The organism is Pseudoxanthomonas suwonensis, from assembly GCF_010093235.1.
GTDB lineage: Bacteria > Pseudomonadota > Gammaproteobacteria > Xanthomonadales > Xanthomonadaceae > Pseudoxanthomonas > Pseudoxanthomonas suwonensis.
The window spans coordinates 1-25,932 of sequence record NZ_PDWP01000034.1; the positions used below are offsets into that span (position 1 = coordinate 1).

General features: G+C 70.7%; 24 protein-coding genes. 5 read left to right on the forward strand and 19 right to left on the reverse strand.

Annotated elements, in window-relative coordinates; translation table 11 throughout:
* Positions 1-831 (reverse strand): cytochrome c oxidase assembly protein (locus CSC68_RS14180; protein ID WP_162204263.1); only part of this gene is annotated, 831 nt, incomplete at its 3' end.
* A gap of 78 nt (positions 832-909) precedes the next feature.
* On the opposite strand from CSC68_RS14180, the gene CSC68_RS14185 reads away from it, so the two are divergent.
* Positions 910-1,416: a CopD family protein gene (locus CSC68_RS14185; protein WP_162204264.1), complete on the forward strand. Its 507-nt coding sequence runs from the start codon at positions 910-912 to the stop codon at positions 1,414-1,416.
* On the opposite strand, the gene CSC68_RS14190 is transcribed toward CSC68_RS14185, so the two are convergent.
* The 5 genes from CSC68_RS14190 to folD all read right to left on the reverse strand — a co-directional run bounded on the left by CSC68_RS14190 (position 1,365) and on the right by folD (position 6,468).
* On the reverse strand, positions 1,365-1,895 hold the full coding sequence (locus CSC68_RS14190) for a DUF2231 domain-containing protein (RefSeq protein WP_162204265.1): 531 nt from the start codon (positions 1,893-1,895) through the stop codon (positions 1,365-1,367). The genes CSC68_RS14185 and CSC68_RS14190 overlap by 52 nt on opposite strands.
* Positions 1,896-1,902: 7 nt before the next feature.
* On the reverse strand, positions 1,903-2,247 hold the full coding sequence (locus tag CSC68_RS14195; protein ID WP_162204266.1) for a hypothetical protein: 345 nt from the start codon (positions 2,245-2,247) through the stop codon (positions 1,903-1,905).
* Complete coding sequence (gene ctaD / locus CSC68_RS14200) at positions 2,247-4,772, reverse strand: cytochrome c oxidase subunit I (protein WP_162204267.1); 2,526 nt, start codon at positions 4,770-4,772, stop codon at positions 2,247-2,249. The genes CSC68_RS14195 and ctaD overlap by 1 nt, the downstream gene beginning before the upstream one ends.
* Complete coding sequence (gene coxB / locus CSC68_RS14205) at positions 4,769-5,482, reverse strand: cytochrome c oxidase subunit II (RefSeq protein ID WP_162204268.1); 714 nt, start codon at positions 5,480-5,482, stop codon at positions 4,769-4,771. The genes ctaD and coxB overlap by 4 nt, the downstream gene beginning before the upstream one ends.
* 122 nt (positions 5,483-5,604) lie before the next feature.
* Entirely contained in the window at positions 5,605-6,468 is an 864-nt protein-coding gene (gene folD / locus CSC68_RS14210) for a bifunctional methylenetetrahydrofolate dehydrogenase/methenyltetrahydrofolate cyclohydrolase FolD (protein ID WP_162204269.1), read from the reverse strand.
* A gap of 69 nt (positions 6,469-6,537) precedes the next feature.
* On the opposite strand from folD, the gene CSC68_RS14215 reads away from it, so the two are divergent.
* Positions 6,538-6,834, forward strand: coding sequence for a DUF1244 domain-containing protein (locus tag CSC68_RS14215; protein ID WP_162204270.1), 297 nt, complete (start codon positions 6,538-6,540; stop codon positions 6,832-6,834).
* 16 nt (positions 6,835-6,850) lie between these two features.
* Here CSC68_RS14215 and CSC68_RS14220 read toward each other — a convergent pair whose 3' ends face one another.
* The 11 genes from CSC68_RS14220 to ndk all read right to left on the reverse strand — a co-directional run bounded on the left by CSC68_RS14220 (position 6,851) and on the right by ndk (position 18,458).
* Positions 6,851-8,701, reverse strand: coding sequence for a monovalent cation:proton antiporter-2 (CPA2) family protein (locus CSC68_RS14220; RefSeq protein ID WP_162204271.1), 1,851 nt, complete (start codon positions 8,699-8,701; stop codon positions 6,851-6,853).
* A gap of 60 nt (positions 8,702-8,761) precedes the next feature.
* Positions 8,762-9,898, reverse strand: coding sequence for a molybdopterin-synthase adenylyltransferase MoeB (gene moeB / locus CSC68_RS14225; RefSeq protein ID WP_162204272.1), 1,137 nt, complete (start codon positions 9,896-9,898; stop codon positions 8,762-8,764).
* Positions 9,899-9,974: 76 nt separating this feature from the next.
* Complete coding sequence (locus CSC68_RS14230; RefSeq protein WP_162204273.1) at positions 9,975-11,192, reverse strand: molybdopterin molybdotransferase MoeA; 1,218 nt, start codon at positions 11,190-11,192, stop codon at positions 9,975-9,977.
* Positions 11,193-11,223: 31 nt separating this feature from the next.
* Positions 11,224-11,820 (reverse strand): molybdenum cofactor guanylyltransferase, encoded by a 597-nt coding sequence (gene mobA, locus CSC68_RS14235; RefSeq protein ID WP_211365764.1) that lies wholly within the window; start codon positions 11,818-11,820, stop codon positions 11,224-11,226.
* On the reverse strand, positions 11,817-13,214 hold the full coding sequence (gene der, locus CSC68_RS14240) for a ribosome biogenesis GTPase Der (protein ID WP_162204274.1): 1,398 nt from the start codon (positions 13,212-13,214) through the stop codon (positions 11,817-11,819). Before der ends, mobA begins: the two co-directional genes overlap by 4 nt.
* 31 nt (positions 13,215-13,245) lie before the next feature.
* The gene (gene bamB / locus CSC68_RS14245; protein WP_162204275.1) at positions 13,246-14,445 is read right to left on the reverse strand and encodes an outer membrane protein assembly factor BamB; all 1,200 of its coding nucleotides are present in this window, start codon (positions 14,443-14,445) and stop codon (positions 13,246-13,248) included.
* Position 14,446: 1 nt separating this feature from the next.
* Positions 14,447-15,070 (reverse strand): YfgM family protein, encoded by a 624-nt coding sequence (locus tag CSC68_RS14250; RefSeq protein WP_162204276.1) that lies wholly within the window; start codon positions 15,068-15,070, stop codon positions 14,447-14,449.
* A 71-nt stretch (positions 15,071-15,141) separates the two neighbouring features.
* The gene (locus CSC68_RS14255) at positions 15,142-15,993 is read right to left on the reverse strand and encodes a RodZ domain-containing protein (protein WP_162204277.1); all 852 of its coding nucleotides are present in this window, start codon (positions 15,991-15,993) and stop codon (positions 15,142-15,144) included.
* Positions 15,990-16,802: a type IV pilus biogenesis/stability protein PilW gene (pilW, locus tag CSC68_RS14260; RefSeq protein WP_162204278.1), complete on the reverse strand. Its 813-nt coding sequence runs from the start codon at positions 16,800-16,802 to the stop codon at positions 15,990-15,992. Before pilW ends, CSC68_RS14255 begins: the two co-directional genes overlap by 4 nt.
* Positions 16,789-18,006: a dual-specificity RNA methyltransferase RlmN gene (gene rlmN / locus CSC68_RS14265; protein ID WP_162204291.1), complete on the reverse strand. Its 1,218-nt coding sequence runs from the start codon at positions 18,004-18,006 to the stop codon at positions 16,789-16,791. Before rlmN ends, pilW begins: the two co-directional genes overlap by 14 nt.
* A 26-nt stretch (positions 18,007-18,032) precedes the next feature.
* Positions 18,033-18,458, reverse strand: a complete 426-nt coding sequence (gene ndk, locus CSC68_RS14270; protein WP_013535069.1) for a nucleoside-diphosphate kinase — start codon at positions 18,456-18,458, stop codon at positions 18,033-18,035.
* A gap of 216 nt (positions 18,459-18,674) precedes the next feature.
* Between ndk and CSC68_RS14275 the strand changes: the two genes are divergently transcribed.
* The 3 genes from CSC68_RS14275 (at position 18,675) to CSC68_RS14285 (ending at position 23,055) form a co-directional block, all read left to right on the forward strand.
* Positions 18,675-19,304, forward strand: coding sequence for a TetR/AcrR family transcriptional regulator (locus CSC68_RS14275; RefSeq protein WP_162204279.1), 630 nt, complete (start codon positions 18,675-18,677; stop codon positions 19,302-19,304).
* Between the two features lie 28 nt (positions 19,305-19,332).
* Positions 19,333-21,705, forward strand: a complete 2,373-nt coding sequence (locus CSC68_RS14280) for a 3-hydroxyacyl-CoA dehydrogenase/enoyl-CoA hydratase family protein (protein WP_162204280.1) — start codon at positions 19,333-19,335, stop codon at positions 21,703-21,705.
* 141 nt (positions 21,706-21,846) lie between these two features.
* On the forward strand, positions 21,847-23,055 hold the full coding sequence (locus CSC68_RS14285; protein WP_162204281.1) for an acetyl-CoA C-acyltransferase: 1,209 nt from the start codon (positions 21,847-21,849) through the stop codon (positions 23,053-23,055).
* Positions 23,056-23,129: 74 nt separating this feature from the next.
* Here CSC68_RS14285 and galU read toward each other — a convergent pair whose 3' ends face one another.
* Together galU and CSC68_RS14295 are read right to left on the reverse strand one after the other, a co-directional pair.
* A complete protein-coding gene (gene galU, locus CSC68_RS14290; RefSeq protein ID WP_162204282.1) occupies positions 23,130-24,020 on the reverse strand; it encodes a UTP--glucose-1-phosphate uridylyltransferase GalU in 891 nt (296 codons plus the stop codon).
* The gene (locus CSC68_RS14295) at positions 24,017-25,927 is read right to left on the reverse strand and encodes a polysaccharide biosynthesis protein (RefSeq protein WP_162204283.1); all 1,911 of its coding nucleotides are present in this window, start codon (positions 25,925-25,927) and stop codon (positions 24,017-24,019) included. Before CSC68_RS14295 ends, galU begins: the two co-directional genes overlap by 4 nt.
* Positions 25,928-25,932: the final 5 nt, after the last annotated feature.

A 25,932-nucleotide genomic window follows, 5' to 3' on the forward strand; every position in this document is an offset into this window, starting at 1 on the left:
CCCCAGCCCCCGCCAGGTCAGCCACAGCGCCCCCGCCAGGTACGGCAGGCAGCTGGGCACCCACATCAGCAGTCCCGCCAGCTGCTGGTCGGCCAGGGGCTCCAGCCCCACCTCCGGCGAGCGGAACGCATACAGCGGGTAAAGCGGCCGCGGGGCGAAGGTCAGCAGCGCGCCCAGGAAGCCCATCACCATCATCAGCGACACCGTGGCCACCACGCCCGGCGCCGGACCCGCGCCGCCGTCGCGGATGCGCCGCCACAGCGCGGTCCAGAACCACAGTCCCGCCAGCAGGAAACTGGCATGCATGGCCTCGTGCAGGCCCTCGCTGGCTACGGCCGCCTGCAGCGACCCCGGCAGGTGCCATAGCACCATGACCGCCGCGTGCGCGACCGTGGCCGGCGCCAGGCGCGCGGCCAGCCAGGCACCGGCGGGATGCAGCAGGCGGTGCAGCCCCGCTGCCAGCCACCGCGGCAGCGCCCCGGAGATCGCCGCCCATGGCCGCCCGGCCAGCAGCAATGGCGGCAGCACGGCCAGCAGCAGCATGTGCTGGGCCATGGGCGCGCCCAGCGACCAGCGCGCGTAGGCGTTCGGCGGCCCGCCCAGGAGGAAGGCCAGCAGGGTGACCCCGGCGACGAAGCCGGCGGCCTCCAGCGGCGCGATCCCGCGCCCCGGCGCGCGCCGCCACAGCCGCCAAAGGCCGGCCAGGTACAGCGCCAGCAACAGCAGCGGCGGCAGCAGCCACGGGCCGGGCGGCGTCCACGGCTCGGCCAGGCTCCCCGGCGCGCGGCACGCCGGCACCAGGGCCAGGGCCGGCAGCGGAAGCGTCGCCATCACGGCGGCCGCCGCCCACGCCTGCTTCGCGCGCCGCGGCGTAGCCTGCCGGCCAATCCGCCCCGCGAGGAAGCGCGCGTGTACTTCTGGCTCAAGCTGCTGCACATCGGCGCGGTCATGGTCTGGTTCTGCGGACTGTTCTTCCTGCCGCGGCTGTTCGTGGCCCGCCACCGCGGCGGCCGCGACGCCCATCCGGCCTACTTCAACCTGGTTACCAACCTGCTGTTCTTCCGCATCGCCACGCCTGCGGGGATCGTCGCCATCGCCCTGGGCATGGTCCTGATAGGCATGGTCCCGTTCGGGGCCTGGCTGGCGGCCAAGCTGCTGCTGGTGATGGCGGCGGTCCTGCTCCATCTCTACTTCGGCCTGCACCTGTACGCGCTGGGCCAGGGGCACGACCGCCACAGCGCAGGCTTCTACCGGGTCGTGGGCTGGGTGCCGCTGCTGCTCCTGCTGGCGCTGGCCGCCCTGACCGGGGCCAAGCCGCGCACCTTCGGCGACCTGCCCCCGCCCCCGGTCGCGGCCGCGGAGGCTCATGCCGCCGGCGGCGCGTCGTCGCCGCCCTCCTCTTCGGCTGCCTTGTAGCCGTAGACGCCGATGCCGTGGCGGAAGGTCAGCGCACCGCCCAGCCAGCCGACGATCACCACCATGACGAAGCCGATGCCCGACAGGAACAGGCCCCAGGGCCAGACCGCCGCGGCCGGGTCCGGCAGGCGCAGGCTCACCCCGGCGGCAGCCAGGGCCAGCAGCATCACCCCGGCCATGAAGTGGATCCAGGCCGAGACATGCCGGCGCACCACCCGGATCAGGAACATGTCGGCGATGCCGAACAGCGCGGCGAACACCCCGCCGCCCAGGCCCAGCAGGCTCAGCCACCAGGCCGCCTCGGCCCAGAACGGATCGCCCAGCCAGAGGTAGAGCAGGTCCGCCAGCGGCAGCAGGGTCAGCGCCGCCACCGGATACACCACCAGGATCGGGTGCAGCGGATGCTGCTTGATCGCCACCCGGCTGGCCACGGTGTGGCTGCGGTTGTCGGGAACGGGTTGCTTCAGGCTCCTGCGCATGGCGACCTCAGCGGCATACCGGCAACAGCAGCACCGGCACCACGGTGAACAGCACCGCCACCGTCGCCAGGACCGCGCACAGGCCGGTGGCTTGCGCCGCGAACCGCACGCGCCGCGCGGCGGGATCGCCGGCGGCCGTCCTGGCGGTGCGCCGCGCGCGCAGGCCCAGCCAGGCGATCGCCGCCAGCGCGGGCGCGGTAAGCGCGACCATGGCCAGGGACGCTCCCCGCTGGCTCCATCCCTCGCCGCAGGTCAGCCCCTGCAGGCTGTAGAGCACGACGAAGTGCAGCGCCCATACCGCCATCGGCGCGGCGATGCCGACCAGGGTCGATGGCCTGGCGAACCGGCCCATCACGCCCACTCCGGGAAAAGGTGGATCACACCCCAGGCCACGAAGCCCTGGGCGGCCACGTAGCCCCACAGGGCCGCGGCGATCCGCTGCTCCAGCGACCGCTCCGCGCCGACGTAGCCGCTCCAGCCACGCGCGGCCACGAACAGCCCGACCAGCATCGCCACCGCCACATGCACCGCGTGGAAGCCGGCCAGGGTCCAGACCACCGAGGCATAGGCATGTTCGTCAGGCGCGCCGGTACCGGAAGCCACCGCCTGCCACTGCGCCCACAGGAAGCCGGCACCGGCCAGTGCGGCGACGACCATCGGCCCGGCCAGCGCGCGACCGTCGCCCAGGCGCATCAGGCGTGCGGACGCAGCGGCCGCGATCCAGCAGATGCCCAGCAGCGCCAATGCGATCCAGGCCGGCGCATCCGCGCCCGCGTGCATCGGGGCCGGGGGCCAGGCGTCGGTGCCCAGCCACAGGTAGAAGTAGGCGAACACCAGCGAGGCGAACAGCGAGCCGTCGATCAGCAGCGAGACCACCAGCGCCCACCAGCCCGGCGCGTTGCGGCAGGCATGCTGCACCGGCAGTTCCAGCCGCGGCCCGGCCTGCACGGTGGCCGGCGCATCGCGGTCGCCGGTGGCCCAGGCCCACGCGCCAAACTGGCCGAGCAGCACCAGCAGCATCAGTGTCGAGCCCAGGTAGAGCCTGGCGATGAAGCAGGCCAGCAGCACAGCGATCGCCAGCGCGGCCAGCAACGGCTGCCAGCTCGAGCCGGGAAGGCGGATCACCTGCTCGGGCACGCCACCAAGGATCGAGGTCCCCATCGATTCGCGCCGCCCCGATGACGGATCGCCCAGCAGCCCTGCGGCATCCGCGGTGCGCACGGCCAGGCCGCGGTCCTGCCACAGCGGATAGCGGTCGGCCACCACCGGCAGCGAGGCGAAGTTGTAGGCCGGTACCGGATGCGGCAATGCCCATTCCAGGGTGCCCGCGCGCCACGGGTTGCGCCGCCCGGGCCGGCCATGGCGGAAACACAGCGCCGCGTCGATCAGGATGGCGACCGTGCCGGCGGCCAGCACGAAGCTGGCGGCGGTGGACAGCAGGTTGAGCCAGTGCACGCCCAGCTGTTCCGGGTAGCTGTAGGCGCGCCGGGTCATGCCCAGCAGGCCGGTCAGGTGCATGGGCAGGAAGGCCAGGTGGAAGCCGGTGAACACCATCCAGAACGCGGTGCGGCTGAGGCTTTCCGAGGGCATCCGCCCGCTGGCCAGCGGCAACCAGTAGTAGAGCCCGGCGAACATCGGGAACATCAGCCCGCCGATCAGCACGTAGTGCAGGTGCGCGACCACGAAGTGGGTGTCGTGCACCTGCCAGTCGAACGGCACCAGCGCCACCATCACCCCGGTCAGGCCGCCGCCGACGAAGGTGATGAAGAAGCCGACCAGGTAGAGCATCGGCACGCGCAGCCACGGCCGCCCCGCCCACAGCGTCGCCAGCCAGGCGAACACCTGGATGCCGGTGGGGATGGCCACCGCCATGCTCGCCGCGCTGAAGAAGGCCAGCGCCAGCAGTGGGATGCCCACCGCGAACATGTGGTGCACCCACAGTCCGAAGCTGAGGAAGCCGGTGGTCACCAGCGCCAGCACGATCCACAGGTAGCCGGCGATGGGCCTGCGGGCGAAGGTCGCCACCACCATCGACACCACGCCGGCCGCCGGCAGGAAGATGATGTAGACCTCCGGGTGCCCGAACAGCCAGAACAGGTGCTGCCACAGCAACGGATCGCCACCGCGGGCCACGTCGAAGAACGCGAAGCCGAAGGCGCGCTGTACCTCCAGCAGGATGCTGCCCAGGATCAGCGGCGGGAAGCCGAAGGCGATCATGAAGGCGGTGACCAGCATCGCCCAGGCGAACAGCGGCATGCGCCGGATGTCCATGCCCGGCGCGCGGCACAGCAGGATCGCCACGATCAGCTCCACGGCCGCGGTCACCGCCGCGATCTCGGCGAAGGTCACGCCGATCAGCCAGAAGTCCACGCCGCGTCCCGGCGAGTAGGTCGCGTCGGTCAGCGGCACGTACATGAACCAGCCGCCGTCCGGCGCCTCGCCGAACAGCAGGCCCGAATACAGGAACAGGCCGCCGAACAGGTAGCACCAGTAGCCGAAGGCCCCCAGGCGCGGGAACGGCAGGTCGCGCGCGCCCAGCATCTTGGGCAGCAGGTACATCGCGAAGCCTTCCATGATCGGCACCGCGAACAGGAACATCATCGTGGTCCCGTGCAGGGTCACGAACTGGGCGTAGCGCTCCGGATCCAGCACCTGGTTGCCCGGCCAGGCCAGCTGCAGGCGGATGAACATGGCCAACGCGCCGCCGGCCAGCAGGAAGGCGAAGCCGGTGGCGATGAAGCGCAGGCCCACGGTGCCGTGGTTGACCGCGGTGAGCTGGCCACGCCAGCCCGGGGCGTTGTTCCAGATCCGCGCCAGCGCCTCGAGGCGGCGACGGTTCTCTTCCGGCGGCAGGGTGTCGATGTGGGCCTCGCTCATGGGCTGCCCTCCCCGGCCCGCGCCACGGCGTTGTCGCGCAGCCAGGCCTCGTACTCGCCCGGTGCCAGCACGAGCACCTCGAAGCCCATGAGCGCATGCTCGAGCCCGCAGAACTCCGCGCACTGGCCACGGATGGGCCCGGCCTGGTCGGCCTGCAGCCGCAGCACGTTGGTGCGCCCGGGGATGGCGTCGATCTTGCCGCCCAGGCGCGGGATCCAGAAGCTGTGGATCACGTCGGCGCTTTCGATCCGGAACTCGACCATCCGTCCCAGCGGCATGGCCAGCAGGTCGGTGGATGCCGCCAGCGGCCGGCCGTCGTCGCCGAGATAGACGAAGTCCCAGTGCCACTGGCGCCCGGTGACGGTGACGACGTGCGAGGCATCGGCGCTGCGCCCGGTGACGCGGTCGCTGGCCAGGGTGCCGTGTACCAGCAGCCCCAGCAGCACCACGGTCGGGAGCACCAGTCCGCCGGCGACGATCATGCGCCGGGCGCCGGCCTCGGAAAGATGGCGACGGCGACGCAGGCCGGCCAGCAGCAGGACGGTGACCAGGAGCCATACCACCAGCGCCATCCAGAACAGGCCCCACCAGATCCCGGCGATGGCCGATGCCGAAGGACCAGCCGGATCCAGCGCCGACTGCGGCCCGGCGCAACCGGCGAGCAGGGACGGCGTCGCGAGCGCGGCCGCCTGCCAGCAGCGTCTGTCCATGGCGCCGATAAGCCCGATCCTCCACCGCGATCCCAGCGCGGCAGTGTGGCGACGGCGTCGTGAAGCCGTCGCGAGCGGTCGGGCTTCGTGCCGGGGCGGACCCCGGCGGGAAGATCAGCGCGTCAGGCGGCGGTGGCCGCCTCGGCCGCTTCCAGGGTGTTCTGCATCAGGGTGGCCACGGTCATCGGGCCAACGCCGCCTGGCACCGGGGTGATCCAGCTGGCGCGCTCGGCCGCGGCCTCGTAGCCGACGTCGCCGACCAGGCGGCCATCCTCCAGGCGGTTGATGCCCACGTCGATCACCACCGCACCGGGCTTGACCCACTCGCCGGGGACGATGCCCGGGCGGCCCACCGCCACCACCAGGATGTCGGCGTTGCGCACCGAGTGCTCCAGCACTTCCGGCGGGGTGAACTTGTGGCAGCTGGTCACGGTGCAGCCGGCGATCAGCAGCTCCAGGCCCATCGGCCGGCCGACGTGGTTGCTCACGCCGACGACCGTGGCATTGCGCCCGCGCACCGGGCGGTCGGTATGCGCAAGCAGGGTCATGATCCCGCGCGGGGTGCACGGGCGCAGGCCGAACTGGCGCAGGGCCAGGTGGCCGACATTGGAGGGATGGAAGCCGTCCACGTCCTTGCGCGGGTCGATCCGCTCGATCAGGCGGCTGGCGTCGGGGATGCCCGGCAGCGGCAGCTGCACCAGGATGCCGTGGATCTTCGGGTCGGCGTTGAGCCGGTCGATCAGCTCCAGCAGCTCGGCCTCGCTGGTGCCGGCCGGCAGGTCGTAGTCGAAGGCCTCGATCCCGACCTTCTCCGCGGCCCGGCGCTTGTTGCGCACGTATACGGCCGAGGCCGGGTCGTCGCCGACCAGGACCACGGCCAGGCCCGGCCGCGGCAGGCCGCGCGCGACGCGCGCGTCGACCCGCGTCTTCAGTTCGTCGAGCAGGTCTTCGGAAACGCGGCGGCCATCGAGGATGCGTGCGGTCATCGGGATGCTTGCGGGACGGGGCGACGGAGCGGCACATTGTCCCCGATTCCGGACGCACGAGGTAGGCGCATGGTCGACACGGTGGAACTGGAGGCGGCCGCGTTCCGCCGGCTGCTGCGGCACCTCAACCAGGCGCGCACCGACGTCCAGAACATCGACCTGATGATCCTGGCCGGCTTCTGCCGCAACTGCCTGGCCGACTGGTACCGCGAGGCCGCGCTCGGGGCCGGGCTCGAAATGGACAAGGAACAGGCCCGCGAGGCCATCTACGGCATGCCCTTCGCCGAGTGGAAGGCCCGCCACCAGCGCGAGGCCACGCCGGAACAGCTGGCCGCGTTCGAGGCCGCGCGCAAGCGCCACGGCTGAGCCGGGGCCGCCATGCTCAGGCGGCCGGCGGCGCGCCAGCGTCCCCGGATTCCCCGCCCTCGCCCGCATCCAGCCGTTTCGAGGCCCGCTTCGGCGGGGTGAACGGCGTCGGCGTGGCCGGAGGCGTATTGCCGATGACGAACGGCTTGCCCGCATCCACGTCGCCGGCGGCCTGTTCCAGGGCGAAGCGTTCGGCATCCAGGCGCCGCATCGCCTCGGAGATGCGGAACGCCAGGTCCGGATCCATGCCCAGCGCCTCCAGCGCGGCCTGGCCGAAGCGCACGGCCGACTCGAAGGTTTCGCGGATCTGGAAATGCACGTCCAGCGCGGACAGTTCCAGTGCATGTTCGCGGTCGAAGGCGCGCACCAGCACCCTGGCCTGCGGGAACTCGTCGCGGCACAGCCTGGCGATGCGCGTGGCGGCCCGGCGGTCGTCCACGCACACCGCGATCACCTGGGCGCTGGCCGCGCCGGAAGCGCGCATCACGTCCGCCCGGGTGCCATCGCCGTAGTAGACCTTGAAGCCGAACTCGGCGGCGCTGCGGATCATCTCGATGTCGGTGTCGATGATGGTCACGTCCACGTCGCGCGCCAGCAGGGCCTGGCTCATGACCTGGCCGAAGCGGCCGAAGCCGACGATCAGCACGCTGCCGCTCTGCCCGTCGGCCTCCTCGATCCCGTCCATGGAAGGGGCCTCCTCGCGCTGGAACAGGCGCCGCACGGCCAGCACCGCCAGCGGCGTCAGCGCCATCGACAGCACCACGATCGCGGTCAGGTTGGCATTGGCCGTCCCGTCGATCACCCCGGCCGCCTGCGCCGCCGAGAACAGCACGAAGGCGAACTCGCCGCCCTGGGCCATCAGCACCGCGCGGTCCAGCGCATCGCGGTGGCCGGTGCGTGTGATCCGCGCGACCACGTAGATGCAAGCCGCCTTGGCCGCCATCATCGCCAGCAGGCCGGACAGGATCAGCGGCCAGTTGGCGGCCACCACCGCCAGGTCCAGGGCCATGCCCACGCCGAGGAAGAACAGGCCCAGCAGGAGGCCGCGGAACGGCTCGATGTCGGCCTCCAGCTGGTGGCGGAAGGTCGAACCGGACAGCAGCACGCCGGCGAGGAAGGCGCCCATCGCCGCCGACAGCCCGCCGACCTCCATCAGCAGCGCCGCGCCCAGCACCACCAGCAGCGCCGCGGCGGTCATCACCTCGCGCGCCTGTACCCGCGCCAGCAGCCGGAACAGCGGATTGAGCAGCCACACGCCCGCCACCACCAGCCCGCCCAGCGCGCCAATGCCCACCAGCACCGCCATCCAGCGGCTGCCCTCGCCCGCCTCGGCCGGCAGCGGCGACATGAATGCCACCAGGGCCAGCAGCGGCACGATCAGCAGGTCCTCGAACAGCAGGATGGAAACGATCTTCTGCCCCCGCGGCAGGGCAATGTCGCCGCGCTCGCCCAGCAGCTGCATCACCACCGCCGTGGAGGTCAGGACGAAGCCGGCCGCGCCGATGAAGGCCGCCGGCATCCGCAGCCCGCACAGCCACGCCACCCCGGTCAGCACCACGGTGCACAGCCCGATCTGCAGCGTGCCCAGGCCGAAGATCTGCCGGCGCAGGCTCCACAGGTGCGCCGGGCGCATCTCCAGCCCGATCAGGAACAGGAACATGACCACGCCCAGCTCGGCCACATGCAGGATCGCCTGCGGGTCGGAGAACCAGCCCAGTCCGAACGGACCGATCAGCAGCCCCGCCGAGAGGTAGCCCAGCACCGAGCCCAAGCCCAGGCGCCGGAACAGCGGCACCATGACCACCGCCACCCCGAGCAGGGCGACGACCTTGACCAGTTGTTCCGCGCCACCCGCTTCGACCGCCATGGATCCTCCGTCTTCCGCGGGCCGGGGCCCGGATGCTGGCGACCCGCCGGCCGCCGCTGCTCAGCTTGAGGCGCAGAACGCCGCGTAGTCGATGTAGCCCGGGAATGGACGCCCGGCGGCGCAGACCGGGCAGTCCGGATCCGGTGGCAGGCGCAGCTCGCGGAAGCGCATGCCCAGCGCGTCGAACTGCAGCAGGCGCCCGCTCAGCGGCTGGCCGATGCCCAGCAGCAGCTTGATCGCCTCGTTGGCCTGCAACAGGCCGACGATGCCCGGCAGCACGCCCAGCACGCCGGCCTCGGCGCAGTTGGGCGCGAACTCCGGCGGCGGCGGCTCCGGGAACAGGCAGCGATAGCATGGCGCCTGGCCGCGCTGCCTGCCCGCGTCGAATACGCTCACCTGGCCCTCGAAGCGCTGCACCGCGCCGTATACCAGCGGCTTGCCCAGCTTCACGCAGGCATCGTTGAGCAGGTAGCGAAGCGGGAAATTGTCCGAGCCGTCGCCCACCACGTCGATGCCGTCCAGCAGCGCCTCGACGTTGTCAGAGTTGACCCGCGCCTGCACCGGCTCGATCCGGATCGAGGGATTGAGCGCCTGCAGGCGCTGCCGCGCAGATTCCACCTTGGGCGTGCCGACCGAGGCCTCGGTATGCAGGATCTGCCGCTGCAGGTTGCTGCGGTCCACGACGTCGTCGTCGACCAGGCGCAGGTGCCCCACTCCGGCCGCGGCCAGGTAGAACGCCGCCGGCGAGCCGAGCCCGCCCGCGCCGACCACCAGCACGTGCCCAGCGGCCAGGCGCTTCTGCCCCTCGATCCCGACCTCGGCCAGGCGCAGGTGGCGCGAATAGCGCTCCAGGAAATCCGCCTCCTTCGGCTCCAGCTGCGGCCGCACCAGCGGCAGGCCTTCGCCGGCCCAGGCATTGGTGCCGCCGTCTACCGAGTACACACGGCTGAAGCCGGCGCCACGCAGGGTTTCCGCCGCGGCCTGGGAGCGCCTGCCAACCTGGCAGATCAGCAGGACTTCCGACTGCGGATCGGGCAGGTGCCGGCCCGGATCCGCCTCAAGTTCGGCCCGGCGCACCGCGAGCGCGCCCTCGGCCTGGCCGGAGACGCGTTCGTGCGGCTCGCGGATGTCGATCAGCAGCACGCCCTGCCGCTGGCGTTCGCGGGCCTGCCGCGGCGTCACCGTTACGCTGTCCATGCGCCGGATTATCGACGCCCTGCCCCGGCGGCGAAAGCACGCATTGGGGCGGCACCATGCAACGCTGCGTCGCCCGTTACAGCGGCAGGACCTCGACCAGGTCGCCGGCCGCGTACTCGCGCGCGCCCTCCTCCAGGACGATCAGGGCATCGCTGGCAGCGGCGGCGTGCAGCCGGTGCGAGCCATCGGCCGGCTCCGGATGCACGCGCAGGACCGCGTCGTCGTCCTGCACCAGGCGCCCGCGCAGGAACTCCACCCGCTCGTGGCGCTTGTGCCAGGGCGCGGCCAGGCGCGCGCGCCAGCGAGGGCGCGGCTCGCGTCCCTGCAGTGCATCCAGCAGCGCCCGCCCGAACACATGGAAGGTCGCCAGCACCGATACCGGATTGCCCGGCAGTCCCAGCACCAGCGCCCGCCCGGCCTCGCCGAACAGCACCGGCATGCCCGGGCGCATGCGCACCTTCCAGAACCGGATCCGGCCACGCGCCTGCAGCCAGCGCGGGAGGTGGTCCTTCTCCCCCGCCGACACGGCGCCGCAGGTCAGCACCAGATCGAAGTTCTCCACCGCATCGTCGAGCACCGCGGCGATCAGCACCGGATCGTCCGGCAGGGTCGGCCAGGCCACCGGCTCGAGGCCGGCGGCGCGCAGCTGGGCCATCAGCTGCTCGCGGTTGCTGTTGTAGACCTGTCCGGGGCGCAGCGGCATGCCCGGCTCGGCCAGTTCGTCACCGCTGGCGAACACGGCGACCGTGGGCCGCGTGGCCACGTCCAGGCGGTCGATGCCCAACGCCGCGGCCAGGCCGATCCGCGCCGGCGTCAGCACCTGGCCGGCACGCAGCACCACTTCGCCCGCCACCACGTCCTCGCCCTGCCTGCGCACGTGCGCGCCGGCGCGGATGCCGGCGGGCACCTGCACGCGGCCGTCCTGCTCGACCGCGTCCTCGCGGATGACGATGGTGTCGGCGCCGGACGGAAGCGGCGCGCCGGTGGTGATGCGCACGCACTGCCCGGGGCCGACGGACAGGCCAAGGTCCGGCCCGGCGAACTGCTCGCCGGCAAGCTCCAGCGTCGCCGGCCCGGCGGCGGACAGGTCGGCGTGGCGCACGGCGAAACCGTCCATCGCGCTGTTGTCGAAGGCCGGCAGGGCGATCGGCGCGACCACGTCGGCGGCCAGGACGCGGCCGTCGGCACGACGGGTCGGCACCTGTTCGGCCGCGCGACCGCGCCCGGCCGCGGCGGCGCGCAACAGCTCCAGTGCCTGTTCGACGGGGATGCGGCTGGGGAATGCGTCGGTCATCGCGGCTCCCGGGGATGGATTGGGATGCGCCTCAGCGCGGTGGCAGGACGATGCGCGCCGCGGCCAGGTCTTCGGGCGTGTTGAGGTTGCCGAAGCGTACGCCGGCAAAGGCCACCCGGGCCATGCGCAGTCGCGCCTGCATGCGCCTCGGCGCCAGTTCGCCGGCGGCCAGCGACACGGGCAGGACCGCGCGCAGCGCCTCGACGCGGTACAGCGCCACCAGCGGCTGCAGGCCATCTGCATCCTCGGCCACCGCGCCGTCGGCATCGCGGCAGGAAACCAGGGTGCGCACCAGGCAGTCGTTGGTGTCGAAGATGTCCACCGGCAGGGTCAGCAACCAGGGCGTGCGGCAGGCCGCGGCCAGGGCCTCGATCCCGGCCAGCGGTCCGCTGTCCGGCGGCAGGCGGTCGGGAACGGCCTCGAGCCCCGCGGATGCATAGCGCGGCAGCTCGCGGTTGGCGCTGGCCAGCACGGCGCCCACTTCGTCCGGGAAACGCCGCGCCAGCCTCAGCACCTGCGGCTGGCCGTCGCGCTCGATCCAGGCCTTGTCGATCCCGCCGAGCCGGCTGCCGCGACCACCGGCCAGCAGGCCCAGGGTGATATCCGCGGCGGCGGGCACGTGGCTCACTTGCGCTTGACGTGCCGCATCAGCCGGCGCTTGCGCTGCACCTGGCGCTCGGTCAGTTCGTTCTTCTTGCCTTCGTACGGGTTGGCGCCCTCGCGGAACAGCATCCGCACCGGGGTGCCCACCAGCTTGAAGCGCTTGCGGAAGAAGTTCTCCAGGTAGCGCTTGTACGAATCCGGCAGCACCTTCAGGCGGGTGCCGTGGACCACGAAGGTCGGCGGGTTCTCGCCGCCCGGGTGCACGTAGCGCAGCTTGGACACATGGCCGCGGATGCTCGGCGGCGGATTGGTCTCGGCCGCGATCTCCAGCGCCTTGTTGACCTCGCTGGTGCTGAAGGTCCGGGTCGCCGAGGCGTGCGCGCGGTGGATGGCGCGGAACAGCTCGCGCAGGCCCGAGCCGTGCCTGGCGGAGATGCGCACCGCCTCGGCCCAGGGCACGAAGGACAGCTTGCGCTCCAGCAGCGCCTCGGCCTGCTCGCGCTGGTAGGCGGTCAGGCCATCCCACTTGTTGACCGCGATCACCAGGGCGCGACCGGCGTCGAGCACGGCGCCGAGCACGGTGGCGTCCTGGTCGGTCACGCCCTCGGTGGCGTCGAGCATCAGCACCGCGACCTGGCAGCGCTCGATCGCCTGCAGGGTCTTGACCACGCTGAACTTCTCGACCGCTTCCTCGACCTTGCCCTTGCGGCGGATGCCGGCGGTGTCGATCAGCCGGTACAGGCGGCCGTCGCGCTCCAGGGCCACCGCGATCGAATCGCGGGTGGTGCCGGGGACCTCGGAGGCGGTCATCCGCTCCTCGCCCAGCAGGCGGGTCACCAGGGTCGACTTGCCCACGTTGGGGCGGCCGACGAAGGCGATGCGCAGGCGGTCGGGATCGTTGTCCAGCTCCTCGGCGCTGCCCTCCTCGGGCAGGCGCTCGAGGACCTCGGCGTGGAGGTCGTCCAGGCCCTGGCGATGGGCGGCGGACACGGCCAGCATGTCGGCGAAGCCGTAGCGCGCGAATTCCCCGCGCACGGCCTCCTCGAAGGTGCCGTCGATCTTGTTGACCACCAGCAGGGTCGGCCGCGCCAGCTTGCGCAGCCAGGCCAGGATCTCGTCGTCCAGGGCGGAGGTGCCCTCGCGGCCGTCGACCACGAACAGGATCAGGTCGGCCTCGGCCGCGGCGGCGCGCGCCTGGCGCGCGGTGGCACCGGCCAGGCCTTCCTCGTCGCCGGCGATGCCGCCGGTGTCGACCAGCAGGAACGGGCGGTCGGGATCGAGCCGGCACACGCCATAGTGCCGGTCGCGGGTGACGCCCGGCTCGTCATGGACCAGGGCGTCACGGCTGCGCGTCAGCGCATTGAAAAGGGTGGACTTGCCGACATTCGGCCGTCCGACCAGGGCAACCAGCGGTAGCATTGCGAAGTTCCTGCCGGCTTGCGCCGGGTCATCAGTCCAGGCGGAAGGCGGTCAGGCCGCCTTTGACGTCCTGCACCAGCAGCAGGCCATCGGCCTCCACCGGCGCGGCCTTGATCGCCTTCTTGCGGCCGACCTTCGCACGACCGGCCATCTCGCCGTTGTCCAGGCGCAACCAGTGGACGTAACCGGCATAGTCGCCGACCACGGCATAGTCGCCATGCACGGCCGGGCCGGTCAGCGAACGGCGGGCCAGCACCGGCTGCGACCACAGGGCCACGCCGCTGGCCTTGTCCAGCGCGTAGACGCTGCCGGCGGCGGTGGAGACCACGAAAGCCGAAGGCGCGACGCCGATGGCGCCGGCGCCGCCGTGGTCGCTCTGCCACATCGGGCGGCCGCTCGGGCCGTCGATGGCCAGGGTGCGGCTCTTGAAGCTGTTGGCGACCAGGGTCACCCCGTCGATCACGACCGCGCCGTCCACGTCGGCCATGCGCTCCAGTTCGGTACGCCCCTCGGGCAGGCCCACGACCTGTTCCCACAGCAGGCGGCCGTCCTGGATGGACAGCGCGACCAGCGTGCCGTCGTCGTTGCCGGCGAACAGCAGGCCGGGGCCGGCGGTCAGCGGGGCATTGCCGCGCACGGTCAGGCTGGGCAGTTCGCGCTCGGCATACCAGCGCTGCTCGCCGCTGCCGGCATCGAAGGCGCTGATGCGGCCGTCGTTGCCGCGCACGAACACCAGCCCCTGGGACACGGTGGGGCTGGCGATGATCTCGCTGCGCACGCGGGCACGCCAGCGCTCGCTGCCGTCGGCGGCGTCCAGCGCCAGCACCGTCCCGTCCAGGCCACCGACCACGACCAGGCCGCCACCGACGCCCGGACCGCCGGTCAGGCGCAGCCCTTCGTCCTTGTCGGCCTTGAACTCCCACACGCGCTTGCCGGTCTGCAGGTCCAGCGCCAGCACGCGGCCTTCGGCCGCCGCGGCGTAGACGCGGCCATCGGCCACCGCCGGGCCCTGGCGGGCGCCGATGCGCCGCTCGCCGTCGCCCAGGTCGACCGACCACGCCTTGCGCGGACGCACGGTGGGCTCGAACTTCACCAGCTCGGCCGGTTCTGCGGCCTTCTTGGCCTCGGCATTCTTGCCGGCGAACCAGCCCTTCATGGTGCTGCAGCCCGCCAGCAGCGAAACCAGGACGGCAACCGCCGCCATGCGCTTGATCATGTCGGTGCGCTCCATGTCAGATCGAGCCTGCCGGCTCCGGCAGGTCACCACCGGCTTCCTGCAGCTTCAGTTCCACGCGCCGGCGCGCCGGGGCCTGCACGTCCAGCGCGGCCAGCGCGCGGTCGTACTCGGCACGCGCCTGCTCCTGCTTGCCGGTCGCCATGAAGGCGTCGCCACGCAGCTCCAGCGCCGCGGTGTCGGACTGGCCGTCCAGCAGGTCGATGGCCTCCTGCGCCTTGCCGGTCGCGACCAGCAGCTGCGCCAGGCGCTGCTGGACCACGGGCTCGAGCGCCGGATCGGCCTTGATCCCGCGCAGGGTGGCGATGGCGTCCTCGGGCTTGCCGGCCTCGACCTGGGCCTTGGCCACGTGCAGCGCGCCAAGTGTGGCGTACACGCCTTCCTGCCCGGACAGCGCGGCACCAGGGTCTTCCGCACCGGCTTCAAGCCTGGCGATCGCGGTGGCGTAGGCCGCGTGCGCGGCCTGCTGCCGGCCGTGGCGGTGCTCCTGCCACTTCTGCATGCCGTAGATGGCGCCCACGCCAAGGGCCAGGCCAGCGATGATGCCGGGCAGGTTCCTGCGCAGCCATGCGCGTACGCGTTCGCCCTGTTCGTGCTCGTCCAGAAGGTCGTCGAGTGCCATGCAGTGTCCTGCCCGGCGCAGTGCGCGCCGGGGTATGTTCTTGTTCTTGTTGAGGGGGCCGTGGCCCGCTCCTAGTGCGCGGGCTTGACGGAGCCGTCAGAGGATACCGCAAAGCGGGCCACGTTCGCCCTCCTGAAGGGCGACAGGTCCACGATACTGCCGGCCTGCTGAACGCGTACCGCAGCCGCATTGCCAAGCACCACGGCCGCGACCTCGCCCGGCGCGAAGCTCCGGGACTCGCCCTGGCGCATCAGGCGCTGCTCCAGCACCTGGCCGTCGCGACCGGTCACTTCCATCCAGCTGTCGCCCTCGAAGCTCAGCTCCAGCGGCGGCGTCGCCGGCGCCTGCTGCTGGCGCACCGCGGGCGCCAGCGAGGCCACGTAGGGGCCGGCTTCCGGCGCCTGCGGCTGGCTGGTCCGCGGCGGAGCCGCCGGTGCCGGCACCTGGTCGGGCGCAGGCATCGCATCGGCGATCTCCGCCGGCGGCACCACGTCCAGCGACGCGGTGGCCGGCGGCATCCCGGTGAAGTGCGAGCGCGTGGCCAGCCATACCGGTACCGCGATGGCGGCGGTGATCACCGCGTACACCGCGCGACGCCCGATGCTCTCCATGACCCGCTGCAGGCGCGGCGTATGCGCATGGCTGACCAGCTCCACCGGTGCGGGCGCGGCCACCTGCTCCTGCAGCAGCGGCTCGAGGTCCACGCCGAGCAGTCGCGCATAGCTTCGCAGCTGGCCGCGGACGAACACCGGCGCACCGATGACGTCCCACCGCCCCTGCTCGAGCGCTTCGACCACGTGGATCGGCATGCGCAGGCGCGAAGCGGCTTCGCGCAGCTCAAGCCCTTCTGCCTCGCGTGCCTCGCGAAGCAGTTCTCCGCAACCCCGAGCGTCTCCCCTGACGTTCGCGTTGTCCTGGATCACTGTGGATCTTCCCCGGTTTTGTCAGATACGGCTTCCGGGAACTCCGCCCGTAGCCGCTGTTGATACCGGCTGGCGGCCACCCTGTCGCCAAGCCCCTGTTCAATCCTGATCGCGAGTTGTAGCACGGATGCATCGGCGGGCGCAGCCGCCAGCCGACGCTGGGCGAACGCCCGCGCCTGCATCAGCCGCCCCTGTTCGTACGACAGGGCGGCCAGGTCCTGCAGCGCGCCCGGATGCACCGGATCCAGCTCCAGCGCCTTGCGCAGGTCCTGCTCGGCGCGCTCGAACTGCCCACTGCGCAGGGCGCAGCGGCCGGCATTGGCCAGGGCCGAGGCGCGCGGGCCGGCTGCCGGCGCCGCCATCGCGCGGTCCAGCCAGACCAGCGATTCGGCCGGATAGCCGTTGGCGCACAGCCAGGCGCCGTAGTTGTTGAGTACGTCGCCATCCTGGGGAGCCAGGTCGGTGGCGCGGCGGTAGTGGGCGCCGGCCGCCTCCTGGTTGCCGCGGGCCGACTCGATGGCCCCGAGCAGGGTGTAGGCGTCGACCGCCCCCGGGTCCAGGCGCAGCACCTTGCGCACCAGCTTTTCGGCCTCGGCCAGGTCGCCCGAGGTCAGGCGCTGGGTCGCCAGGCCGATCATCTCGCGCGCCTCGACGCGGCGCTTGGTCGCCTGTCCGTCCTCGAGCTGGTAGACCGGCGCAACGCGCTCGGTGCCGCGGATCTTCGGGGATTTGACCGTCGCCGGCCGGGCGCAGCCTGCCAGCAGCAGGGCGCCGAGCAGAAGGAGCAGGACCCGCTCAGGCCGCCGCATTGCCCCCGGCCTGCCGCGACTGCCCTTCCCGCTCGAGGCTGCGCCGGAACTCGGCCTGGCGCCGGGTCCGGTCCATGACCTGACCCTTGAGCTGGCCGCAGGCAGCGTCGATGTCGTCGCCACGGGTGCGGCGAACCATGGTCAGCACCTGCGAATCGAGCAGGATCTTCTGGAAGGCGCGGATGGTCGCCTCGTCCGACCGCTCGTAGCGGGTGCCCGGGAAGGGATTGAACGGGATCAGGTTGACCTTGCCCGAATCGCGCGCCTGCACCGCGTTGTCGAACTGGCGCATCAGCTTCGCCAGCTGGCGGGCATGCTCGGGCTGGTCGTTGATGCCCTTCATCAGGGTGTATTCGAAGGTCACCGATTCGCGGCGGCGGTTGGCGCGCAGGTAGCGCGCGCACGAGGCCATCAGCTCGGCGATCGGATACTTCCTGTTGAGCGGGACCAGGGTCTCGCGGAGCTCGTCGTTGGGCGCGTGCAGGGACACGGCCAGCGACACGTCGCTCTCGACCGACAGGCGGTCGATCATCGGCACCAGGCCGGAGGTCGACAGGGTCACGCGCTTGTTGGCCAGGCCGTAGCCCAGGTCGTCGCGCATCACGCTCATGGCGCGCACGACGTTGTCGAAATTCATCAGCGGCTCGCCCATGCCCATCATCACCACGTTGGTGAGGCGGCGCTGCTGGTGCGGCACGTTGCCCAGGTGGCGGGCGGCGACCCAGACCTGGCCGATGATCTCGGCGGTGGTCAGGTTGCGGTTGAAGCCCTGGGTGGCGGTGGAGCAGAAGGTGCAGTTGAGGCCGCAGCCGACCTGCGAGGACACGCACAGGGTCCCGCGCCCCTTGTCGGGGATGTACACGGTCTCGATGGCATTCTTGCCATCGGCCCCCATCGCCAGCAGCCACTTGTGGGTGCCGTCGGCGGAGGGCTTGTCGAACACGACGTTGGGGACGACGACCTCGGCATGCGCGTGCAGCTTGGCGCGCAGCGCCTTGCCGAGGTCGGTCATCTGGTCGAAGTCGGTGACGTAGCGGTGGTGGATCCACTTCATCACCTGGTGGGCACGGAACTTCTGTTCGCCGAGAACCTCGACGAAGAAGCGCTCCAGCCCGCCACGGTCCAGTTCGAGCAGGTTCTGGCGCGCGGCCACGGGCGCGGCGACGGTGTCGCCGGTGGTGGCCACGCTGGGAATCGGCTGCAGACCGGACACGTGCTCCTACCTTGCGCTCAGCGCGAAACCACTTCGGTGGCGGCGAAGAAGTAGGCCACCTCGATGGCCGCGTTCTCGACCGAGTCCGAGCCGTGGGCGGCGTTGGCGTCGATCGACTCGGCGAAGTCGGCGCGGATGGTGCCCGGCGCGGCTTCCTTCGGGTTGGTGGCGCCCAGCAGCTCGCGGTGCTTGAGCACGGCGTTCTCGCCTTCCAGGACCTGGATCATCACCGGGCCGGAGATCATGAACTCGACCAGCGCGTTGAAGAACGGACGCTCGCGGTGCACGGCGTAGAAGCCCTCGGCCTCGCGGCGCGACAGCTGCTTGTACTTGGCCGCAACGACCTTCAGGCCGGCCTTCTCGAAACGGGTGTAGATCTCGCCGATCACGTTCTTGGCGACGGCATCGGGCTTGATGATCGAAAGGGTGCGCTCCAGCGCCATTGGTTTCTTCTTCTTTGCTTGAGGGACGGGATCCGGCCCGCGGGCCGGGGCCTGAAGGAAAAACCCGCGACGGGGCGCGGGCTTAGCTTGGGTAGCGGTAACGAATTCTAGCATCCGCGGCCGGGCTTTGCAGGGGCCGCGATGCTGCGCCGCAAAATGACCCGCCGGCCGGCCGGTCCTAGGATAAAACAATCGTTTGATTCAGGCCCGGCAAAGATGGGCAAGCCCGCACATTTCTCCACCAAGGAACGGATCCTCGCCGCGGCGGAGGAACTGTTCGCCCAGCACGGGTTCGCCGGGACGTCGCTGCGCCAGGTCACCAGCCAGGCCGCGGTCAACATCGCCGCGGTGAACTACCACTTCGGCTCCAAGGAGAACCTCATCAACGAGGTCTTCCGTCGGCGAATGGACGTGATGACGGCCGACCGCCTGCAGCAGCTGGAGGCCGCCCTGCGCGACCACCCCGGGCAGCTGGCGCCGATCCTGGCCGCCTTCATCGATCCTGCCCTGGCCCTGGCGCAGGATCGCAACGGCGGCGCCGCCTTCGTGCGGCTGATCGCCCGCGCCTACGCCGAGCACAACGAGAGCCTGCGCCGCTTCCTGTCGGACCACTACGGCCACGTGCTGCGGGAGTTCGGCAAGGCGCTGTCCGGCCTGCTGCCAGGGCTGGACAAGGAAACCCTGTACTGGCGCCTGGACTTCCTGGCCGGCTCCCTGACCTATGCGATGTCCGATTTCGGCCTGATCAAGCGCCCGGCCAGCGCCAGCGAGGCCGCCCATCGCAGCCGGGCCGCCCGGGAACTCATCCGCTTTGCCGCCGCAGGATTGCAGGCGGAAACCAAGTAATCATTCATTTATCAAGAGGTTGCAAGATATGTCCAAGAAACTGCTTGTACGCCGCGCCGCGGTGCTTGGTGCCGGCGTCATGGGTGCGCAGATCGCCGCCCACCTCACCAATGCCGGCGTGGACACCGTGCTGTTCGACCTGCCCGCCAAGGAGGGCCCGGCCGACGGCATCGTCCTGAAGGCCATCGGCAACCTCGCCAAGCTCAGCCCCGCCCCGCTGGCCAGCAAGTCGCTGGCGGCCGCCATCACCCCGGCCAACTACGACACCGGCCTGGAGCAGCTGCGCGACTGCGACCTGATCATCGAGGCCATCGCCGAGCGGATGGACTGGAAGCAGGACCTGTACAAGAAGATCGCGCCGTTCGTGAACGACACCGCGGTGCTGGCCTCCAACACCTCGGGCCTGGGCATCAACGCCCTGGCCGCGGTGCTGCCGGAGCAGCTGCGCCACCGCTTCTGCGGCGTGCACTTCTTCAACCCGCCGCGCTACATGCACCTGGCCGAGCTGATCCCGGCCGACACCACCGACAAGTCGGTGCTGGAGGGCCTTGAGACCTTCCTGACCACCAACCTCGGCAAGGGCGTGGTCTACGCCAAGGACACCCCGAACTTCATCGGCAACCGGATCGGCGTGTTCTCGATCCTGTCGGTGATCCACCACACCCGCCAGTTCGGCCTGGGCTTCGACGAGGTCGACGCCATCACCGGCCCGCTGGTCGGCCGTCCGAAGTCGGCCACCTACCGCACCTCCGACGTGGTGGGCCTGGACACCATGGCCCACGTCATCAAGACCATGGCCGACACCCTGCCGCAGGATCCGTGGCACAAGTACTTCCAGTCGCCCGACTGGCTGCAGGCGCTGATCGCCAAGGGCGCCCTGGGCCAGAAGGCCGGCGCCGGCATCTTCCGCAAGGTCGGCAAGGACATCGTGGTCCTGGACCTGGAGAAGCAGGACTACCGCCCGGCCGACCGCAAGGCCGCCGACGAGGTCGTCGAGATCCTCAAGACCAGGAATCCGGCCGAGAAGTTCGCGAAGCTGCGCGGGAGCCAGCACCCGCAGGCGCAGTTCCTGTGGGCCGCGTTCCGCGACCTGTTCCACTACAGCGCCTACCACCTGGCCGACATCGCCGACACCGCGCGCGACGTCGATCTGGCCATCCGCTGGGGCTACGGCTGGTCGCTGGGCCCGTTCGAGACCTGGCAGGCCGCCGGCTGGAAGCAGGTGGCGCAGTGGATCGCCGACGACATCGCCGCGGGCAAGGCCATGAGCGACGCCCCGCTGCCGGCGTGGGTGCTGGACGGCCGTGAAGGCGTGCACGCCGCCGAGGGCAGCTACAGCCCGGCCAGCAACACCGTCGTGCCGCGCTCGTCGCTGCCTGTCTACACGCGCCAGCGCTTCCCCGATCCGCTGCTGGGCGAGAAGTTCGACCAGGGCACCACGGTCTACGAGAACGACGGCGTGCGCATGTGGCACGACGGCGACGGCATCGCCGTGGTCTCGTTCAAGACCAAGATGAACACCGTCTCCGACCACGTGCTCAACGGCCTGCAGGAAGCGATCTCGATCGCCGAGCGCGATTTCCAGGGCCTGGTGATCTGGCAGCAGAAGGAGCCCTTCTCCGCCGGCGCCGACCTGGCCGGCGCGCTGGGCCTGCTGCAGGCCGGCAAGGTCGACGAGTTCGACGCCTTGGTCGCCAACTTCCAGCGCACCAGCCAGCGCATCAAGTACGCGCTGGTCCCGGTGGTCGCGGCCGTGCGCGGCCTGGCCCTGGGTGGCGGCTGCGAGTTCCAGATGCACAGCGCCCGCACCGTGGCCCACCTGGAGAGCTACATCGGCCTGGTCGAGGCCGGCGTGGGCCTGCTGCCAGCCGGCGGCGGCCTGAAGGAGCTGGCGGTGCGCGCCTCGCGCGCGGCCGGTCCGGGCGGCGACGTGTTCGCCGAGCTGAAGAAGACCTTCGAGACCGTGGCCATGGCCAAGGTGTCGACCTCGGCCTTCGAGGCCAAGGAGCTGGGCCTGCTGCGCCCGACCGACCGCATCGTGTTCAACGCCTACGAGCTGCTGCACGTGGCCAAGGCCGAGGCGCGCAACCTGGCCGAGGGCGGCTACCGTCCGCCGCTGCCGGAGCGCCGCATCCAGGTCGCCGGCGACGTCGGCATCGCCACCTTCCGCATGCTGCTGGTCAACATGCTGGAAGGCCGCTTCATCAGCCCGTACGACGACGAGATCGCGACCCGCATCGCGACCGTGGTCAGCGGCGGCGAAGTCGACCGCGGCAGCCTGGTCGACGAGGAGTGGCTGCTGCGCCTGGAGCGCAAGCACTTCGTCGAACTGGCGCAGCAGGAAAAGACCCAGGCCCGCATCGGCCACATGCTGAAGACCGGCAAGCCGCTCAGGAACTGAGATTCGTGATTCGGGATGGGGGATTCGCAAGAGCGCATCCCCTCCCAGGAAACCATTGATGCCGGCGTGAAGGATTCGACCGTGATGCGCTTTCGCGAATCACGAATCACGAATCACGAATCCCGGCTTTCGGAGAAAGCCATGACCAAGCAGATCCAGGACGCCTACATCGTCGCCGCCACCCGCACCCCGGTGGGCAAGGCGCCCAAGGGCGTTTTCCGCAACACCCGTCCCGATGAAATGCTGGCCCACGTGCTCAAGGCCGTGGTCGCCCAGGCCCCGGGCATCGACACCAGCCGCATCGACGACGCCATCATCGGCTGCGCCATGCCGGAGGGCGAGCAGGGCATGAACGTGGCCCGCATTGGCCTGCTGCTGGCCGGCCTGCCGAACACCATCGCCGCCCAGACCATCAACCGCTTCTGCTCATCCGGCCTGCAGGCCGTGGCCCTGGCCGCCGACCAGATCCGCCTGGGCAACGCCGACCTGATGCTGGCTGGCGGCACCGAGTCGATGTCGATGGTGCCGATGATGGGCAACAAGGTCGCCCTGAGCCCGCAGGTGTTCGCCCGCGACGAGAACGTGGCCATCGCCTACGGCATGGGCATCACCGCCGAGAAGGTCGCCGAGGAGTGGAAGATCTCGCGCGAGGACCAGGACGCCTTCGCCCTCGCCTCGCACCAGAAGGCGCTGGCCGCCATCGCCGCCGGCGAATTCCGCGACGAGATCTCGCCGTACGAGGTCGTCTCGCACCTGCCCGACCTGGCCGGCAACACCATCCAGCTGAAGAAGCGCCTGGTCGACACCGACGAAGGCCCGCGTCCGGACACCTCGATCGAGGGCCTGGGCAAGCTGCGGCCGGTGTTCCGCAACGGCCAGTTCGGCGGCAGCGTCACCGCCGGCAACTCCTCGCAGATGAGCGACGGCGCCGGTGCCGTGCTGCTGGCCTCGGAGAAGGCGATCAAGGAATACGGCCTGACTCCCCTCGCCCGCTTCGTCAGCTTCTCGGTCGCCGGCGTGCGCCCGGAAGTGATGGGCATCGGCCCGATCGCCGCGATCCCGAAGGCGCTCAAGCAGGCGGGCCTGACCCAGGACCAGCTGGACTGGATCGAGCTCAACGAGGCCTTCGCCGCGCAGTCGCTGGCGGTGATCCGCGACTGCGGCCTGGATGCGTCCAAGGTCAACCCGCTGGGCGGCGCGATCGCCCTGGGCCACCCGCTGGGCGCCACCGGCGCCATCCGTACCGCCACCCTGGTGCACGGCCTGCGCCGCCGCCAGCAGAAGTACGGCATGGTCACCATGTGCATCGGCACCGGCATGGGCGCGGCGGGCATTTTCGAAGCCCTCTGAGGCTTCCCCGTCGCGGAAAGGAAAACGGCGCCCGAGGGCGCCGTTTTCGTTGTTGCCTTCGCGACGCGCCCCAGTCAGGCGCGGGCTTCAGCCAGCGCGTCGAGCATGACCTGGCGCGCGGCCTTGCCGTGCTTCTCGTGCTCCAGGGCGAAGTGCACCGTCGCCTCGATCAGCCCGATATGGGCCCCACAGTCGAAACGGCGTCCCTCGAAGTGGTACGCATCGATGTGGCCGCCATCCTTGATGTAGGAGGCGATCGCGTCGGTCAGCTGGATCTCGCCGCCGGCGCCGCGCTCGGTGCTTTCCAGCGCCTTGAAGATGCCGCCCGGCAGGATGTAGCGGCCGACCACGGCCAGGTCGCTGGGGGCATCCTCCGGCTTCGGCTTCTCCACCATGGCCTCGATGCGGCCGCTGCGGCCTTCGAAGTCACGGGTGGCGACGATGCCGTAGCTGGAGGTCTTCTCGTGCGGCACCTTCTCGACGGCGATGACGCCACCGCCGGTCTGCTCGGCCAGGTCGGCCATCTGCTTGAGGGCGCCGTCGCCGCGGTTCCACATCAGGTCGTCGGGGAGCAGCACCGCGAACGGCTCGTCGCCGACCACGTCCCTGGCGCAAAGTACCGCGTGGCCAAGGCCCAGTGCTTCGTGCTGGGTGACGAACACCACCTGCACGTGCGGTGGCAACGGTGCCCTGATCTGCTCCAGCTGTTCGAGCTTGCCCGCCTTGCGGAGCTTGTGCTCGAGTTCGTAGTGCTGGTCGAAGTAGTCGGCGATCGAATGCTTGTAGCGGTTGGTGACGAACACCAGGGTGTCGCACCCGGCTTCGATCGCTTCGTCTACCGCGTACTGGATCAGCGGCCGATCGATGATCGGCAGCATTTCCTTGGGAACGGTCTTGGTTGCGGGGAGGAATCGGGTGCCGAGGCCGGCAACCGGAAAGACGGCCTTTCGTATCCTTTTCGTCATCGTGTCCTTACTGCCTCGCGCGGGGGGAATGGAACAACCGTGGCGGTGTTCTCCTGCGGCGCGACAGGCCGGGGCGCGAACTCGGGAACCAGCATCTGCAGGGCCTGCCGCAGCGCGTTTTCATCATAGCGCGAGACGGCGGCACGCATGTGATCGACCTCCTGGAACAGCAGGTCGACCGGGCAGTTCCGGGCTCCCGCCTCGAGGATCTTCGGGTGCGAGGTGGGACGGTAATGCTCGTCGGAATAGAACAGGGTCTCGTGCAGCTTCTCGCCCGGGCGCAGACCCGTGTAGACGATGTCGACGTCCCGGCCCGGCTGCTTGCCGGCCAGCCGGATCATCTGCTCGGCGAGCAGCCGGATCGGTACCGGATCGCCCATGTCCAGGGTGTAGATGGCCGCATGCGAACCGGAGGCGGCCGCCTGCATGATCAGCTGGCAGGCCTCGGGGATGGTCATGAAGTAGCGGGTGACCTCCGGATCGGTCACGGTCACCGGGCCGCCGCGGCGGATCTGCTCGCGGAACAGCGGCACCACGCTGCCGGCCGAATCCAGCACGTTGCCAAACCGTACGGTCACGTAGCGCGTGCCCTCGACCCGCTCGTCCAGCGACTGGGCGATCATCTCGGCGATGCGCTTGGACGCGCCCAGCACGTTGGCCGGATCGACCGCCTTGTCGGTGGAGATCAGCACGAAGGTGCCCACCTTGTACTCGCGGCACAGCTCGGCGACGGTATGGGTGGCGAGCACGTTGTTGCGCACCGCTTCCCGCAGCTGCGACTCCAGCAGCGGGACCTGCTTGTACGCGGCGGCATGGAACACGGCATCCGGGGTGGCGCGGGCCAGGGCATGGCGGGTCACCGCCGGATCGCCGCAGTCGCCCAGCACGGCCTCGACCTCGACCTCCGGGAACGCACGCTGCAGCTCGCCATGGATGGTCAGCAACGCCAGTTCGGAGATTTCCAGCAGCACGATCTTGCGGGCACCGTGGCGGGCGCACTGTCGGCACAGCTCCGAACCGATCGAACCGCCGGCGCCCGTTACCATCACGGTACGGCCGTCGAGCCAGCCGCGGATCATGGCCCAGTCCGGCGTGACTGGCTTGCGGTTGAGCAGGTCCTCGATCGCCACTTCCTTCAGCTCGCCAGGCATCGCCTTGCCCTCGAGCACGTCGGTCAGGCGCGGCACCGTGCGGAACGGCAGGCCGCTGTGTTCGCAGATCCCCAGGACCCGCTGCATGCCGGCCGCGTCGAGCGACGGGATAGCGATCACCAGCATCCCCGCCGCCACTTCCTTGGCCACCATGGCGGCTTCGTCGAGGCGCCCCAGCACGGGCATGCCGTGCAGGTACGACCCCTGCAGGTGGGGAGCGTCGTCGAGGAAACCGACCGGCTGGTAGGCGCCGGAACGGCGAAGGTCGCGCACCAGGGCTTCGGCCGCCTGGCCGGCGCCGAGGATCAGTACCCGTTGCTGGGTCGCGGTGCTGCGCGAGAGGTGGTAATCCTTCCAGACCCGGTAGAGCAGCCGGGGCATGCCGAGCATCACCGCCAGGGCGATCGGATAGAGCACCAGGACCGCGCGGGGGAGGTTTTCAAGGCGGTTGTAGACGGTCAGGCACAGGGTGATCGCCACGACGCCGAAGCCGGCCGCCTTGATGATGTTCCAGATATCGGGGACGCTGGCAAAGCGCCATACGCCCCGGTACAGTCCGACCCGCCAGAACACCAGCCCCTGTGCGGCAAGCACGATGCCGAGGGTCGGGGTGAGCTGGGTCCAGTCGTATACCTCGGAACGGGCCGCATACCGCAGCGCGTGCAGGGCCTGCCAGCAGAGCGCGGCCATGAACAGGTCATGGAAGACAATCGCGGCGCGCGGGAGGGATAGGGGCAACGAAGAGCGGGCGTTCATCGGGT